Source organism: Subtercola vilae (assembly GCF_004923255.1).
GTDB classification, from domain to species: Bacteria; Actinomycetota; Actinomycetes; order Actinomycetales; family Microbacteriaceae; genus Subtercola; species Subtercola vilae.
Genome location: NZ_QYRT01000042.1, coordinates 1 through 14,765 on the forward strand (window position 1 = coordinate 1; position 14,765 = coordinate 14,765).

At 68.5% G+C, this 14,765-nt stretch carries 11 protein-coding genes and 1 pseudogene; 5 read left to right on the plus strand and 7 right to left on the minus strand.

Features of this window, described 5'->3' with window-relative positions; genetic code table 11:
- Positions 1 to 58: 58 nt before the first annotated feature.
- Together purQ and purS are read right to left on the minus strand one after the other, a co-directional pair.
- Complete coding sequence (purQ, locus tag D4765_RS15925) at positions 59 to 763, minus strand: phosphoribosylformylglycinamidine synthase subunit PurQ (RefSeq protein ID WP_136643311.1); 705 nt, start codon at positions 761 to 763, stop codon at positions 59 to 61.
- Positions 764 to 891: 128 nt separating this feature from the next.
- A pseudogene (gene purS / locus D4765_RS19780) lies at positions 892 to 1,131 on the minus strand (phosphoribosylformylglycinamidine synthase subunit PurS); the annotation flags it as partial.
- A gap of 217 nt (positions 1,132 to 1,348) precedes the next feature.
- Here purS and D4765_RS15935 point away from each other — a divergent pair.
- From D4765_RS15935 to D4765_RS15950, 4 genes are all read left to right on the plus strand, one after another.
- On the plus strand, positions 1,349 to 2,890 hold the full coding sequence (locus D4765_RS15935; RefSeq protein ID WP_201799341.1) for a catalase: 1,542 nt from the start codon (positions 1,349 to 1,351) through the stop codon (positions 2,888 to 2,890).
- Between the two features lie 167 nt (positions 2,891 to 3,057).
- Positions 3,058 to 4,275: an MFS transporter gene (locus D4765_RS15940; RefSeq protein ID WP_237280496.1), complete on the plus strand. Its 1,218-nt coding sequence runs from the start codon at positions 3,058 to 3,060 to the stop codon at positions 4,273 to 4,275.
- 43 nt (positions 4,276 to 4,318) lie between these two features.
- The gene (locus tag D4765_RS15945) at positions 4,319 to 5,587 is read left to right on the plus strand and encodes a mechanosensitive ion channel family protein (protein ID WP_136643313.1); all 1,269 of its coding nucleotides are present in this window, start codon (positions 4,319 to 4,321) and stop codon (positions 5,585 to 5,587) included.
- A 3-nt stretch (positions 5,588 to 5,590) separates the two neighbouring features.
- Entirely contained in the window at positions 5,591 to 6,400 is an 810-nt protein-coding gene (locus tag D4765_RS15950; protein WP_136643314.1) for an alpha/beta hydrolase family protein, read from the plus strand.
- A gap of 27 nt (positions 6,401 to 6,427) precedes the next feature.
- Here D4765_RS15950 and D4765_RS15955 read toward each other — a convergent pair whose 3' ends face one another.
- The 5 genes from D4765_RS15955 to D4765_RS19790 are packed head-to-tail and all read right to left on the minus strand — an operon-like array spanning position 6,428 to position 11,284.
- Positions 6,428 to 7,321, minus strand: coding sequence for a VOC family protein (locus tag D4765_RS15955; protein WP_136643315.1), 894 nt, complete (start codon positions 7,319 to 7,321; stop codon positions 6,428 to 6,430).
- Positions 7,322 to 7,380: 59 nt separating this feature from the next.
- Positions 7,381 to 8,235, minus strand: a complete 855-nt coding sequence (locus D4765_RS15960) for a hypothetical protein (protein ID WP_136643316.1) — start codon at positions 8,233 to 8,235, stop codon at positions 7,381 to 7,383.
- 45 nt (positions 8,236 to 8,280) lie between these two features.
- Positions 8,281 to 9,057, minus strand: a complete 777-nt coding sequence (locus D4765_RS15965; RefSeq protein ID WP_136643317.1) for a heme ABC transporter ATP-binding protein — start codon at positions 9,055 to 9,057, stop codon at positions 8,281 to 8,283.
- Positions 9,054 to 10,085, minus strand: a complete 1,032-nt coding sequence (locus D4765_RS19785) for a FecCD family ABC transporter permease (RefSeq protein ID WP_237280497.1) — start codon at positions 10,083 to 10,085, stop codon at positions 9,054 to 9,056. Before D4765_RS19785 ends, D4765_RS15965 begins: the two co-directional genes overlap by 4 nt.
- The gene (locus tag D4765_RS19790) at positions 10,082 to 11,284 is read right to left on the minus strand and encodes a heme/hemin ABC transporter substrate-binding protein (protein ID WP_237280498.1); all 1,203 of its coding nucleotides are present in this window, start codon (positions 11,282 to 11,284) and stop codon (positions 10,082 to 10,084) included. The genes D4765_RS19785 and D4765_RS19790 overlap by 4 nt, the downstream gene beginning before the upstream one ends.
- A 155-nt stretch (positions 11,285 to 11,439) precedes the next feature.
- On the opposite strand from D4765_RS19790, the gene D4765_RS15980 reads away from it, so the two are divergent.
- Positions 11,440 to 14,751, plus strand: coding sequence for an HtaA domain-containing protein (locus tag D4765_RS15980; protein ID WP_136643320.1), 3,312 nt, complete (start codon positions 11,440 to 11,442; stop codon positions 14,749 to 14,751).
- Positions 14,752 to 14,765 lie beyond the last annotated feature (14 nt).

Below are 14,765 nucleotides of genomic sequence, written 5' to 3' on the forward strand. Positions count from 1 at the left end.
GGTGCGGAGCGCGGCTTGGCGAGCAGCGCGGGAGGGCGCGGGGAGGGAAGCGCGGGGGCTACGCGCGGGCGAGGAGGGAGTGCAGCGCGGAGGTGAAGAGCAGCAGGCCGTCGGTGCCGGAGCGCATGGCTGAGGAGGTGTCGGGTCCGAAACCCTCTTCGACAGCGTGCTCGGGGTGCGGCATGAGCCCCACCACGTTGCCGGCGGGGTTGGTCAGCCCGGCGATGTCGTTCATCGAGCCGTTGGGGTTCACCTCGAGGTACCGGAACGCCACGAGCCCTTCGCCCTCGAGCCGCGCGATGGTGTCGGCCGACGCGATGAACCCGCCCTCGCCGTTCTTCAGCGGGATGGTGATCTCGGCCCCGTCGGCGAACGCCGAGGTCCACGCCGTCGACGTGTTCTCGACGCGCAACCGCTGGTCGCGGCAGATGAAGTTGCCGTGGTCGTTGCGAATGAGCCCGCCCGGCAGCAGGTGCGCCTCGGCGAGCATCTGAAAACCGTTGCAGATGCCGAGAACGGGCATGCCGGCCCCGGCCGCGTCGATGACCTCCGACATGATGGGCGACAGGCTCGCGATGGCCCCCGCGCGCAGGTAGTCGCCGTAGCTGAACCCACCGGGCAGGATGATCGCATCGACCCCGTGCAGGTCGTGGTCGCCGTGCCACAGCGGCACGGCCTCAGCGCCGACGAGTCGCACGGCGCGCTGGGCGTCACGATCGTCGAGCGACCCCGGAAAGGTCACCACGCCGATACGGGGAGCCATTAGGAGATTCCCTTGAGGATCTCTGCCTGCGCTTCGGGCGTCGACGCCTCGTCGAACGACGTGTCGTTCGTCACGTTTCCGGTCGAGAAGTCGTGCTCGGCGTCGTGCCCGAACCCGTCGGCACCGGCGAAGTGCACGCTGATCACGTCTTCGATGACGAGGTTGGCGAGCATCTCGTCGGCCAGAACCGACACCTCGGCGAGAATCTCGTCGGTGGCAGGCCCCTCGACCTCGATCTCGAACCGCTTACCGACACGAACGCCGGTGATCTTCGAGCGACCCTGACGCGCGAGCGCGCCGGCGACGGCCTTGCCCTGCGGGTCGAGCAGCTCGGCTTTGGGCATGACTTCTACGACAATTGTGGGCACCGGAGACTCCAGAGTTCGGCGAACGGATGCTCCGATTCTAGCCGCTCAACCCCGCACGCCTGCTGCACTCACGCCCGCGCCGGGCCTGCGCCTGGCCCGCACCTGACCCGCGCCGCGCCCCGCCTCGACCCCCCTTCAGGGCACGCCCGAGCGATCCTTATTATGAATTAGTCAAAACAAGTGCTTGACTAGAACAGTTGAAACCGAAGGAGACACTATGACTGACACTGTGCAGAACCACACCACCACCAACTCCGGTGCGCCCGTTGCGAGCGATGAGCACTCGCAGAGCGTCGGCGCCGACGGCGTCATCCCCCTGCATGACCACTACCTGCTCGAGAAGCTGGCACAGTTCAACCGCGAGAAGGTGCCAGAGCGCATCGTTCACGCCAAGGGCGGCGGCGCATTCGGCACCCTCGAGATCACTGAAGACGTGTCGGCGTACACCCGCGCTGCGCTCTTCCAGCCCGGTGTCAGCACCGAGACGCTCGCACGTTTCTCCACCGTGGCCGGCGAGCAGGGCAGCCCCGATACCTGGCGCGACCCCCGCGGTTTCGCGCTGAAGTTCTATACGACCGAGGGCAACTACGACCTCGTGGGCAACAACACCCCCGTGTTCTTCATTCGCGATGGCATCAAGTTTCCCGACTTCATCCACTCGCAGAAGCGTCTGCCGGGTAGCCACCTGCGCAACAACGACATGCAGTGGGACTTCTGGTCGCTCAGCCCAGAGTCGGCCCACCAGGTCACCTGGCTGATGGGCGACCGTGGGCTGCCGGCATCCTGGCGCCACATGGACGGCTTCGGCTCGCACACCTACCAGTGGATCAACGCCGCGGGCGAGCGATTCTGGGTCAAGTACCACTTCAAGACCAACCAGGGCATCGAGATTCTGAGCCAGGAAGCCGCGAACACCATCGCCGGCGAAGACGCTGACTTCCACATCCGCGACCTCGGCGAGGCCATCGACCGCGGCGACTTTCCGTCGTGGAGCCTCTCGGTGCAGATCATGCCGTACGCCGAGGCGGCGACCTATCGCTTCAACCCGTTCGACCTCACGAAGGTCTGGCCGCACGCCGACTACCCCCTGCACAAGGTCGGCACGCTCACTCTGAACCGCAACCCCGAGAACTACTTCGCCGAGATCGAGCAGGCCACCTTCGCCCCCTCGAACTTCGTTCCCGGCATCGCAGCCAGCCCTGACAAGATGCTGCTCGCGCGCATCTTCAGCTATGCGGATGCCCACCGGTACCGTGTCGGCACGAACCACGCTCAGCTGCCGGTGAACTCGCCGCACGCTGCGCCGGTCAACTCGTACTCGAAAGACGGCGCCGCGCGCTACGCGTTCAATGCACCGTCGACGCCCGTGTACGCGCCAAACTCGGTGGGTGGCCCCGCTGCCTCACCCGAGGCCGCCGGTGACTCCGCTGGGTGGCAGAACGACGGCGAGCTGCAGCGCACCGCAGCCACGCTGCACGCCGAAGACGACGACTTCGGCCAGGCCGGAACCCTCGTTCGCGAGGTGCTCGACGACGCTGCCCGTGACCGTCTGGTCGCGAACATCGCCGGCCACGTGGGCCAGGTCACGATCCCTGAGATCAAGGCACGCGCCCTGCAGTACTGGCGAAACGTCGACCAGACCCTCGGCGACCGCGTCGAGGCTGCCCTCGCTGCGGGAGACATCGACTCCGAGGTCGCCCCGCCGAACGCGGCCGGCCTGAACGCCGAACCCGCGGCCGCCGTCAACCTCACCGTCTAGCCGCACCGCACCACCGCACCACCTCACCACACCAATTCGACTCTGCAGAAATTGCGGGTGTGCACGCCTGGCACCCGCAAACTCTGCAGAGTCGATTGCGTTGTACGGTGGGAGCCGGCAAAGGGGCCGACACCGCCAAATGCCAGCCCCGAGCATCCGGAGACCCCGTGACAGACCCCGTGAAACAGCAGGCCCGTTCGTGGAACCTGAAGCTGCTGGTTCTCGCCGCAACGGCCGCCGCCGCGGTCAGCACCATCTACCTGCCGCAGTCGATGCTGACCGACCTCGCGACCACGCTCGGCGTGCCAGCGGGCATGGCCAGTCTCACGGCGACCGCGGTGCAGGTGGGGTATGCCGTGGGTATCTTTCTGCTGGTTCCGCTGTCTGACCGCATTCAGCCGCGTCGGCAGATAACGACGCAGCTCATCCTGCTCGCGTCGGCGCTACTGCTGACCGCCGTGCTGCCAGAGATCGTGAGTGTGGCGCTCGGCTTTCTGGTCGTGGGACTGGTGGCGAACATCGCGCAGCTCACGATTCCGGCCGCGAACAAGCTGGCGCCGGCCGGTCGCTCGGGGTCGACGACGACCGTGCTGCTCGGGGCGCTGCTGATCGGCATCTTCGGCGGGCGCATCGTGGCAAGCCTTCTGGTGGGCCCGCTCGGCTGGCGGTGGGTGATGGTGATCTTCGCGCTCGGCGTCGCGGCGACCATTCCGTTCCTCCGTCGTGCTCTGCGGTCGGATGTTGCACTCGGCGCCCTCGGCAGAACCTACGGTTCTCTGCTGCTGTCTACTCTTCGGCTCGCCCGAACGAGTCGTGCCCTGAGACTGTCGTCGGCCATGCACTTCTTCGCCTTCGCCACGTTCAATACGGTCTGGACAGTGATGGTGCTGCACCTCACCGGCCCGCTCTACGGGTGGAGTGTCGCCCAAGCCGGGCTGTTCGGCCTCGTGGGGCTGGCGGCTGGCGTCATCACCCCGTTCGGTGGGCGTTTCGTCGACCGGTTCGGGGCCACCCGGGTGGGCGGTCTCTTTCTGGTGCTCCTGGTCTTCGCGACGGTGACCGTGGTGTTCGACGAAGGGCAGGGCGTGCTGTTCGGCATCTCGGTGTTTGTGCTGACCTGGGCGAACCAGAGCGCGCAGTCGGCGAACCAGAACCGCGCGATGACTGCCAACCCGGGTGGAGAGGCCCAGGCGAACACGGTGTTCATGGTGAGCGTGTTTCTGGGCGGGTCGCTCGGCGCGATGCTCGGGCCGGTGGCGTACGGCCTCGGTGGTATGTCGCTCGCCGGCGTGGTGGCGACGGGGCTCGCGCTCTGCGCGCTGGCGGTGTGGGTAGTGTCGTGGCGCGTCGAGGTTCGGGCCGCACACAGGCTGGCGATGATCTGACGATCTGCAGCTTTTGACAGACTTTCTCTCTAGTGTGGGCACCATGCCGTGGTTAGAGGCCCTTGTCTATGTTCTGATCGCCGTAGTCGTTGCGGTGGTGGTCACCGCCGTGACCGCATTCATCGTGCGCCGCATCAGCCGTCGCAAAGAGTGGGCCGTGCGGCTCATCCGCCGTGCCCGCAGGCCGTTTCGCATCTTTCTGCTCGTCGTCGCACTCTGGGTGGCGCTGCAGGCGACGAGCGTCGACCCCGCGTGGCGTGAGGTTCTGAGCCACACCTTCCTGGTGCTGTCGATCGCGGCGGGCGCCTGGCTCGTCTGCGCGCTGGCGATCTTCCTCGAAGACCTCGGGCTCGCCCGGTACCGCACCGATGTGCCCGACAATCGGCACGCCCGGCGCCTCCGCACACAGGTGCTGATCATCCGGCGCATCACCGTGGTCGCGACCGTGCTGGTGGGGCTCGGGGCGATACTGCTGACGTTCCCGGGGGTATCGGCGGCAGGAGCGTCGCTGCTCGCGTCGGCCGGGCTCATCTCCATCGTCGCGGGGCTCGCGGCGCAGTCGACACTCGCGAACGTGTTCGCCGGGGTGCAGCTGGCGTTCAGTGATGCCATTCGCATCGACGACGTGGTGATCGTTCAAACCGAGTGGGGGCGCATCGAAGAGATCACACTCACATATGTGGTGGTGCACCTGTGGGATGACCGGCGAATGGTTCTGCCCTCGACCTACTTCACCACCACCCCGTTTCAGAACTGGACCCGCAAGAACTCCCAGCTGATGGGCTCGGTGGAGTTCGACCTCGACTGGCGCGTGAAGCCCGACGAGATGCGCGACGAACTGCACCGGGTCATGGCGAAGACCGAGCTGTGGGATGACCGGGTGGCCATTCTGCAGGTCACCGACGCGGTGGCGGGGTACGTGCGCATCCGCATTCTCGTCACGGCTGTCGATGCACCCACGCTGTTCGACCTGCGCTGCTACGTGCGGGAGCAGATGGTGAGCTGGGTGCAGCAGGTGTCGCCGCAGACGGTTCCGCACACGCGGGTGGAGCTCTCCGAGACGCCGCTCGAGTCAGATGCGCCGCGTTCGGCGTCGGTACCATCGAAGACGCCTCCGGATGCCCTCTTCAGCGGTGACGCCAGTGCTGAGCTCCGCGGCAGCCAGTTCACCGGGCCGCTCGAGGTGCAGCGGCCGCGGGCGGGCGACGTGGCGGCTGGTGCGGCGACCGCCGAGCCCCATACTGCCGCCGAGCCCCACATTGCCGCCGGGTCGGGCGACGCCGGCGCTGCACCGCACGACGAGGCGCGCTGAGCCGTGCGATGGAGAAAGCCCCCGCCCGAACCCGCCGTCACGCGTGTCGCGTATGGCACCGACCCCGACCAGTTCGCCGAGTGGCGCGCACCTGTTCTCGGTGCACCGGCACCGGTCGCCACCGCCGTGCTGCTGCACGGAGGCTTCTACCGCTCGGCCTACACCCTCGACCTGATGCGCCCTCTCGCCGCCGATCTCGTGGCACGCGGCTGGGCTGTCTTCAACACCGAATACCGGCGGCCGGATGCCCATGGCTGGCCGGCCACGCTCTCAGACCTCGACGCGGCCCTCGGTGCCCTTCGGGGTCTGCCGCAGTTCGACGCGGGCGTACCCCTCGTCGTGTTCGGTCACTCGGCGGGCGGCCAACTCGCCCTCGAACTCGCGGAGGCGGAGGGTGACGCCCTCCCGGAAGGCGCTGCGCCTGTGGGGGCACCGGCGTTCGCGCCCCCGTTCGTACCCCCCATCGCGCTCGCCGTCTCGCTCGCGGGCGTGGTCGACCTCGGTTACGCCGTCGAGCACCGGCTGAGCAGCGACGCGGTTGTGATGGCGCTGGGGGGCACTCCCGACGAGGTGCCCGGGCGGTATGCGGCGGCAGATCCGGCGCGGTTCGAGCGCCGCCGGGCGCCGTGGCTGCTGGTGCAGGGAACCGGCGATTCGGCCGACTTCATCGCGATGAACAGGAGGGTGTCGGCGCGACCCGAGCTCGGGCATCCGGAACTCCTCGAAGCCCCCGGCGACCACTTCGCCATCATCGATCCGGCGTCGCCCCTCTGGCGCGCCACCGTCGCGAGGGTCGAGGCCCTGCTCGCCTGACGCACGCGTCAGCCGGCCGAGCCAGAGCTACGCGGCGGGGGTCAGCGGCTCGGTCGAGACGGTAACGCGGCTGCCCCAGGGGTCTTCGATGACGAGCGCCCGACCGTCGTTGGCGAACGGGGTTGCGTAGTGGGTGAGGCGCTCCTCGAGGGCTCCGAGGTCGGTGACGGCAGGCACCACGATGTCGACCTGCGCGAGGCCGAGGGCGAGCTGGCGCCTGCCAGCTCCAGCGCTCTGCCAGGTGTTCATCGCCATGTGGTGGTGATACTTGCCGGCCGAGATGAACAACGCACTGCCGGGAATTTCGAAGGTGGTCTCGAAGCCGAGCCTCCGCACGTAGAACTCTTTGGCGCTCGGTATGTCACCCACTGAGAGGTGCACGTGACCGACGGATGCTCCGCCGAGCCTTGGGTTCTGAACCGTCTCTTCCGTGAGGTACTTCTGCAGGAACTCGTTCGGATCCACGTAGAGCGTGGCCATCTCGATCTGGCCGTGCACCCAGCTCCATTCGGTGCGGGAGCGATCCCAGTACAGCTCGACCCCGTTGCCTTCGGGGTCGGTGAAGTAGAACGCGATGCTGACCTTGTGGTCGGCGCTGCCGGTGAAGGTTCCGGGGGCCGTGGTCGCCACCGAGTAGATGGCGGCGGCGAGTGCCTCGCGCGATTCGAAGAGGATGGCCGTGTGGTACAGACCGGCCGACCGCGGGGCCGCGTTCGCCAGCTCGGGGGCGTGCTCGAGGATGAGTACGGGGGTGCTGCCGCGCCCGAGCACGGCGATGCTGCCTTCGTGGCTCAGAACGTCGAGCGTGACGCCGTCGCGGTAGTAGGCGATCTCGGCGTCGAGGTTGCCGACGCGAAGGGTGACCGGGCCCATGCCGGTGCTGGCGGCGAGCAGGTCGGTGCTGTTCAGGGAGCCATTCATTGTAGCTACAACCATAGCGGTGGTCGGGGTATTCCGACAGGGGAGGCGCCCGCGAGTGTTCAGCTGTCGGCCGGTGGGGTAGCGGCGCGACGACGGCGAACGAGGGCCCACGTACCGATGCCGAGCAGGGCCAGCAGCGCCAGTGCGGAGCCGAGCATCCAACCGGTGGCGCTCGACGGCTTGGCGCCCGCTGAGGTGTCTGCGGTAGCGATGGCTGCGGCCGGTTGTGTGCCGGTGGCAACAGGCACGGCGGTGGGGGCAGAAGTTTCGGAGGCGGAGGCGGTCATCGCCGCCGACGAAACGAAGCTCACCGGCGTGAAGGTCTCGTTGTTCGCGTTCGCAACGCCGTGGGCGCCGATGGTGATCACGCCGCACTGCGAGGCGAGGCAGTCGACCGTTGTCGCGTTGCCGTCACGGTCGGTGGCCTCGAAGCTCGAACCGGCGACCGTGAGGGTCGTGGCCCAGCTGCCATCGGCGGTGATGTCGCCGCCGCTCGCGCTCGCCTCGGTGGTGGAGCCGGGGAAGGCGATGAACTGTTGGTAGCCGGCGGGTTTCGACTCGTCGTCCATGGCATAGCGGTAGGTGGCTCCAGTGGCACCGCCCTTGCTCGGCTGCCAGGCACCCGAGGGGTCGACCCAGCCGAACAGAAGGTAGATACCGCCGAACCCCTTCTCGATCGACTGGAATCCGCTACCCGACACGCTGAGCGCCGTGGTCTCGTCGGTGTAGACCGTGTTCGTCACAGCAGCGTCGGCAGTGAGGGTGACCTGCACGGTCGCGGTGTCGGCTGCGTGCGCGGGTGCGGGTGCGGTGGATGCTGTCGCGACGAGGGTGGCGAGGAGGGCGCCGGTCAGAAGCGTGGCGCGGAGGCGCGTTGCGAGAGGGAGGCGGAAGACCGAGGGGAGGAGTGCCATGACTGACTTTCTGGGAGCTGGAGGTTCTGTGGTGGGGGCAGCAGTTCAGCGCACCGGCTGCACGATCGCGGCGTTGGTTCGGGGGTGCCGGATCACCTCGATGGGGTGGTCGTACACCTGAGTGAGCAAGTCGGAGGTGAACACCGCGTCGGGCCCGCCCGTCGCTGCGACGCGGCCGCCCTGAAGCACGGTCACGGTGTCGGCGAACGCGGCCGCGAGAGTCAGGTCGTGCAGCACGACGATCACGGCGTCGCCGCAGCGGGCACGAGTGCGGGCGACTCCGAGCACGTGCTCCTGATGCCGCAGGTCGAGGGCGGCGGTGGGTTCGTCGAGCAGCAGAATCCCCGCGCTCTGGGCGAGCACGCGGGCGAAGGCCACGCGGGCACGTTCTCCTCCGGAGAGAGTCGGTACATGCCGTTCAGAGAATATGTCGACCTCGGCCAGCGCCAGCGCCTCGGCTACGGCCGCTTCGTCGTGATGATCCGAGACAGTTCCTCGCCAGGGTGCGCGCCCCATCTCGACGACCTGCTGCACGGTGAAGGGGAAGAACACCGCGTTCTGCTGCAGCAGCACCGCGCGGCGGCGTGCGAGTTCGCGCAGCGGCCAGGTGGCCAGGGGTCGTCCTTCTATCCGTACCTCGCCTGCGGCGGGCGCGGTATCACCGCTGAGCACGGAAAGGAGGGTGGACTTACCGGCTCCGTTAGGCCCCACGAGGGCGTGCACGGTTCCGCGTGCAGCAACGAGCGACACCGAATCGAGAATCGTGCGACCGTCGATGGCGAGCGACACTCCCACTGCCTCGAGCCCCCGCCCGACCATCATGCCCACCCGCCCGATCGTGCGCGCGTGCGGCGCAGCAGCCAGAAGAAGAACGGGCCACCGACCAGAGCCGTGAGCATGCCGATCGGCAGGTCGGCGTAGGGCACGATCGTGCGGGCCGCGAGGTCTGCGGTCGAGAGCAGCAGAGCGCCGCCGAGGGCGCTCGCGATGGTGAGCGGCAGGTGGGCCGGCCCGATGATCATGCGCATGAGGTGCGGCACGACGAGCCCCACGAACGCGATGATGCCGGTGAACGCTACCGCCACGGCAACGAGCAGGGCGACCAGCACGATGGTGACAACCCGGAGCAGTTCGACGTTGACCCCGAGGTGTCGCGCCGAGCGTTCGCCGAGCGAGAGCAGGTCGAGCCGGCGGGAGAGCGCGAGTGCCGCGACGATTCCGAGGAGCGCCACCGGCAAGACGACCCAGACGTCGCGCCACAGGGCTCCGTTGAGGCTGCCGAGCTGCCAGAAGACGATGGCCTCGCGCGCCTGGCTGTCACCGAAGAACAGCAGAAAAGCGAGCCCGGCCCCGGCGACGGCTGTGACGGCGACCCCCGTGAGCACGAGCGTGACGACCTCGGTCTTGCCTCCCGCCCGGGCCGCGCCGTAGACGACGAACGTCGAGAGCAGGCCGGCGGTGAAGGCGGTGAGGGCGATGGTCCAGTCGCCGGCAAACGACCAGCCGAGCACGATGGTCGCTGCAGCGCCCACGGCCGCGCCGGCAGAGACGCCCACCACACCCGGGTCGGCGAGGGGGTTGCCGAAGATCGCCTGCATGAGCATCCCGCTCACCGAGAGCGCGGCGCCGACCACAACGGCGAGGGCGATGCGGGGAAACCGGATGCTCCACAGCGCCTCGTGGCCCTGCCCGAGTGCGGGCAGGGGGCCGATATCGAGGCCCACCGCGTGCAGCAGTGAGCCGAGTACCTGCCCGGGTGGAATCGACAGCTGCCCGGTGGCCCCCGAGAAGACGACCACGATCACCAGGGCCGCGGCGAGCCCGGTGAACAGCAGGGCGCGGCGGGTCACGAGGTGCTCGGGTTCGGTTGGGCATCCACCCCAGCGCCCGAGCCGCCCGGCGCATACAGGGCCCGCGCCAGCGCGTCGAGCACCGCCGGCGTGCGCGTACCGAAGCTCAGAATGTCGTAGTCGCTCATCTCGACGATGCGCCGATTCTCGCCCGCGGGAGTCAGCGCGACCGACGGCACCGCCGCTATCAACCCCTCGACCCCGCCGACCGATTCGAGCCCCTTGGTCATCATGAGAATCACGTCGGGTGCCGCAGCCACGACGGCCTCCGCAGTCATCGGTCGCATGCCCTGTATACCGATCTCGCCCGCCACGTCGATGGCGCCGAGGCTCGTGATGAGGGCGTCGGCACCCGATTCTCTGCCGAAGATGTAGTAGACCCCGGCCGAGCCGCGCACGTAGAGGAACATCACGCGCACCTTGTCGGCGCTCGCCGTCGGGGCGAGTTTCGCAATGTCGTTGACCGTCGCGGCGATCTGCTTCTGAACGCCCGCGGTCTCGGATGCTCCGGCCGCGGCCACTCCGAGGGCATCGGCCACGCCCTGAACAATGGTGCCCACGTTGTCGATCGAGCGGTCGGGTGTGAGAACTACCACCGGAATACCGGCGCCGCGCAGCTGCAGCAGCACATCCCATGGGCCGATCGACGAATCGGTGATGATCACCGTGGGGGCGAGCGCCAGAATCGCTTCGGCGCTCAGCTGGTGACCGCCCTGGGTCACGACCGGCAGCGCGGCGGCTTCAGGAAACCCAGTGGAGATGTCGCGGCCCACCACCTGCGGGCCGAGGCCGAGGGCGAACACGGTCGCAGCCAGCGTTCCCGAGACGTCGAGCGCCAGAATGCGGCTCGCGTCGGTGACGGTGACGGTGGTGCCCTGGTTGTCGACGACGGTGGTGGGCAGCTGCGGTGTGGGGGCAGGCGTGAGAGCGGCGATGCTCTCGCTCGGCAGGCAGGCGGTCGACGCGCCGGTGAGTTCGCGCGGCGGCGTGGTCGGGTGAAGCTGGCTGAGAGCAACCTGTGCGGCGGGAGCTGAGGAGCAGGGTTCTGACGATGAAGCGGTGCCAGAACCGCCGCCGCTTGACGTGCCGGAACCGAGGGCAGGCGCCGAGCATCCGGTGACCGCGAGAGCGGCGGCGAGGAGGATGGGCAGCAGAATCCGCGGAAACACGGGCTTCGTGGTGCAATGAAGAAAGATCACGCTGTTAGGTTACCCTAAATAAAGTTTGGTAAGCCTTACCTAAATTGCGCTAGTGTCAGGGCTGCGGAGCGCTGCCTGTGTTTCTTCACAGATGTGGGGGCGGTGCCTCCGCGCCACCCCCTGCCACCCCCTCACCGACCAGGAGTATCCGCATCGTGACAAACAGCTGGGGCCGTCGCCTCACCAGACCGCTGAGTGCCCTGGTGGCGCTCGTTCTCTTCGCCGGAATGCTCGTGTTCGGCTTTGCTCTGACCGCCACCGCCACCACCACCGCCTCGACCGGCGACGTGTCGGGTGCTTCGCTGACCTGGGGCATCAAAGACTCATGGCGAAACTATGTGTCGGGCTTCGGCGGATCAGTCGCGCTCGCGAACGGCTCGAGCGCCTCACCCGCACCCTACGGCTGGGGCGGCTCGACGGGAGGCTCATACGACGAGGCAACCGGGGCTGCCGATGTGAGCTTCGGCGGCGCGATCACCTTCACCGTGCCGGCGCACCACATCTCGATCACCCTGTCGCACCCCGAGCTCACGCTCACTGATGCTGCCACCGGCAACCTCTCGTTCGACTACACCGACAGCGCGGGCGCCAGCGGAACAGCTGTCTTCGCCACGCTCGACCTGACAACCGGTACCAACAGTGTGAACGACGGCGTCGCTTCGTTCAGCGGTGTCGCCGCCGCTGCCGGCCCCGGGTCGGCCAGTGTCTTCGGGGGGTTCTACACGGTCGGTGCGGCACTCGACACGGTGTCGTTCTCGTTGCCCTTCGAGGCCGCACCCCCTGCTCCGGTGGTCGTGACCACCGCCACCACGCTCACGGCTACCCCGGCTGCCGCGACCGAGGGCGACACGATCACTCTCTCGGCCAGCGTCTCGCCCGCCGTCGCCGGCAGCATTCGATTCGTCGATGGCACGGATGCCCTGCCTTCGCCGGTCGCGGTTGACACCGCCGGCTCGGCCAGCGCCACGGTGGTCGCCACAACCGGTACGCACAGCTACACCGCCGAGTTCACGCCGACCGACACTTCGGCATACTCGGCCTCGACCTCTGGCGCGCACGTCGTAACGGTCACGGACGCACCCGTGGTCGTCACTCCGGTTGCCACGGTCACCACTCTCGCCCTCACCCCCGCCGCGCCCGTTCTGCTCGGCAGCGCGACAACGCTGACCGCGACGGTGGTGCTCGCTCCGGCCACCCCGGCCTCCACCGCCACCCCGGCCTCCACGGGCACCCCGGTCACCCCGCCCGCCCCCGCCGGCACCGCGGCCACGCCGCAGGGCACCGTCGAGTTCTTCGACGTGAAAGCCGTCACCACCGGAACAGCCACCCCCGTCTCGCTCGGCACCGCGCCGGTGACCGGCGGCGTGGCAACGCTGCCTCTCACGCCTCTCACGGCTCTCACGGCGGGAGGCCACACCTTCACGGCAGCGTTCGCTCCCGCCGCCGGCAGTGCCTTCATCGCTTCAACGGTGACCACCACCGCCAACTACGGCGTGGTCGACACGACAGTGAAGTCCGTGCAGGCGCCCGGCAGCGACGCGAAGACCCTGGCCGGCATCTCGGCGAACTGGGACTACTCGGCCTACAGCAGCGCCTGGGTCAAAACGGCCACGGGAAACGTCGCCGTGAACGGGCAGACCTTCGCGCTCACCGGCGGCACGGCCACCTACGATTCGGGGGCCGCCGTGATCGACTTCACCGGCAGCATCCGTGTTCTCGCGTACCCCGGCATCGCCGACGCGTGGGTTCAGCTCACCGACCCGAGCCTCGCGGTCGACGCCAGCGGAGCCGGAGCATGGTCGGCCACCGTCACCACCAGTGCGGCTCCGGATGCCCGGGGCACCCGCCTCGTGGTCGCCACCCTCACCGGGGCCGTGTTGCCCACGTTCGGCACCACCGGTTCGACGAGCTACTCCCTCGATTTCGCCGGCACCACCGCCCCCGGCACCTGGTCGGTCTCCGCCGGAGTCGCCTACACCAACGCGTGGAGCAACGCTTTCGTGCTCCAGGTGCCGACGAGCATCCGCGCGTTCTACTACAGCTCGGGCACTTCGGCAGCGCAGGCCACCAAGCCGCCGTCGCCTCTCGCGGTTCAGTGGACGGCCGCGGTGGCTCCCACCGAGCCGGTCGGCACGGCAGGGTCGCTGGTCTGGGGATTCAAAGACTCGTGGCGCACATACCTGAAGATGTTCGGCGCGACCGTCACCGCAGCAGGCGGCGCCACGGTCGGCGCTGACGGGCGGTTCTCGTTCAGCCAGGCGCCGGCGGGGTCAGCCGGCTCCGCCGGGTTGGCAGCGACCACTGGGCCGGCGGCGGAATACGACCCGGCCACCGGCGTCGGCACCCTGAAATACCAGGGCTCGGTCGACTTCGCGAACGCCTCGCACGGTTTCGACATCGCCCTGCAGAACCCGTGGGTCACGTTCGCGGCCGACGGTACCGTCGTGCTGAGCGCCGAGACCTCGACGTCTGACACGGTCGGGCTCAGCAGCCTCGCCCGCATCGACGTTGCGACGCTGGCAGACTCGTCGTCGACAACCGATGCCAATGGCCGCCTGGTCTTCAGCAACCTCTCCGGCATCTTCTCGTCGGTGCTTCAGCCGGGTGGATGGAGCCAGTACCAGAGCGTGGCAACCGACCCGGTGAGCTTCAGCTACGGTCTCAACGCACCCGTGGTCGTGGTGCCCCCCGTGGTCACGCCACCCCTCACCGTGCCCACCGCACCCACGCCGCTGCAGCCCGTTCTCACGGGTGACGGCACCGTGGTGGCCGCCCCCGTGCAGCCGGTCTGCGTCGCTCAGGTCGTCAGTGGCGCCACGCTCACGTGGGGTGTCAAGCAGAGCTTCGTGAGCTACATCACGGGGCCCATCGCCAAGGGTGCCATCGCCACCAGCGGAGTCTCTGCGGGTGACGGCTTCACCTGGTCGGGCGGAACCGGCACGTTCAACGCGTCAGACTCGCGCGGCCTCGTCTCGTTCGGCGGGTCGGTGCACTTCACCGGCCACGCCGGCGCGCTCGACCTGGCCATCGCCAACCCGCGGGTACAGATTCTCTCGGCCTCCTCGGCCGTGCTCGTGGCCGATGTCGCCTCGAAGGCTCTGCAGGGTTCCGGCGTCAACGGCACCGTGAGCCTGGCGAGCATCGACCTGTCGTCGGCCTCAGCTCAGCTCACCGACGGCCGAGCACGGTGGGTGGATGCCCCCACCACGCTCACCGCATCGGGAGCCACCGCGTTCGGTGGTTTCTACACCGCAGGGCAGGCCCTTGACTCCCTCACGATCAGCGCGCCGCTCGGAGCCAGCACGAACTGTGACGGATACTCCGCGGCAGCGGGGTCGGCCGGAGCGGCCGGGTCTCTCGCCTCGACCGGAGCCGACGTCACCCCGCTCTGGGGTGGGCTGGCCCTGCTGTTGGTGGGTGTGGGCATCCTGAGCCTGCGTCGTCGTCGCCGAACCACGGGCGTGTAGTTTCGGAGGTCATC

Coding starts and splice junctions, on each gene's coding strand:
- D4765_RS15935 (WP_201799341.1), top strand. CDS start 1,349: ATGACTGACACTGTGCAGAACCACACCACCACCAACTCCGGTGCGCCC.
- D4765_RS15960 (WP_136643316.1), bottom strand. CDS start 8,235: ATGGCACTCCTCCCCTCGGTCTTCCGCCTCCCTCTCGCAACGCGCCTC.
- D4765_RS15955 (WP_136643315.1), bottom strand. CDS start 7,321: ATGAATGGCTCCCTGAACAGCACCGACCTGCTCGCCGCCAGCACCGGC.
- D4765_RS15965 (WP_136643317.1), bottom strand. CDS start 9,057: ATGATGGTCGGGCGGGGGCTCGAGGCAGTGGGAGTGTCGCTCGCCATC.
- D4765_RS15945 (WP_136643313.1), top strand. CDS start 4,319: ATGCCGTGGTTAGAGGCCCTTGTCTATGTTCTGATCGCCGTAGTCGTT.
- purQ (WP_136643311.1), bottom strand. CDS start 763: ATGGCTCCCCGTATCGGCGTGGTGACCTTTCCGGGGTCGCTCGACGAT.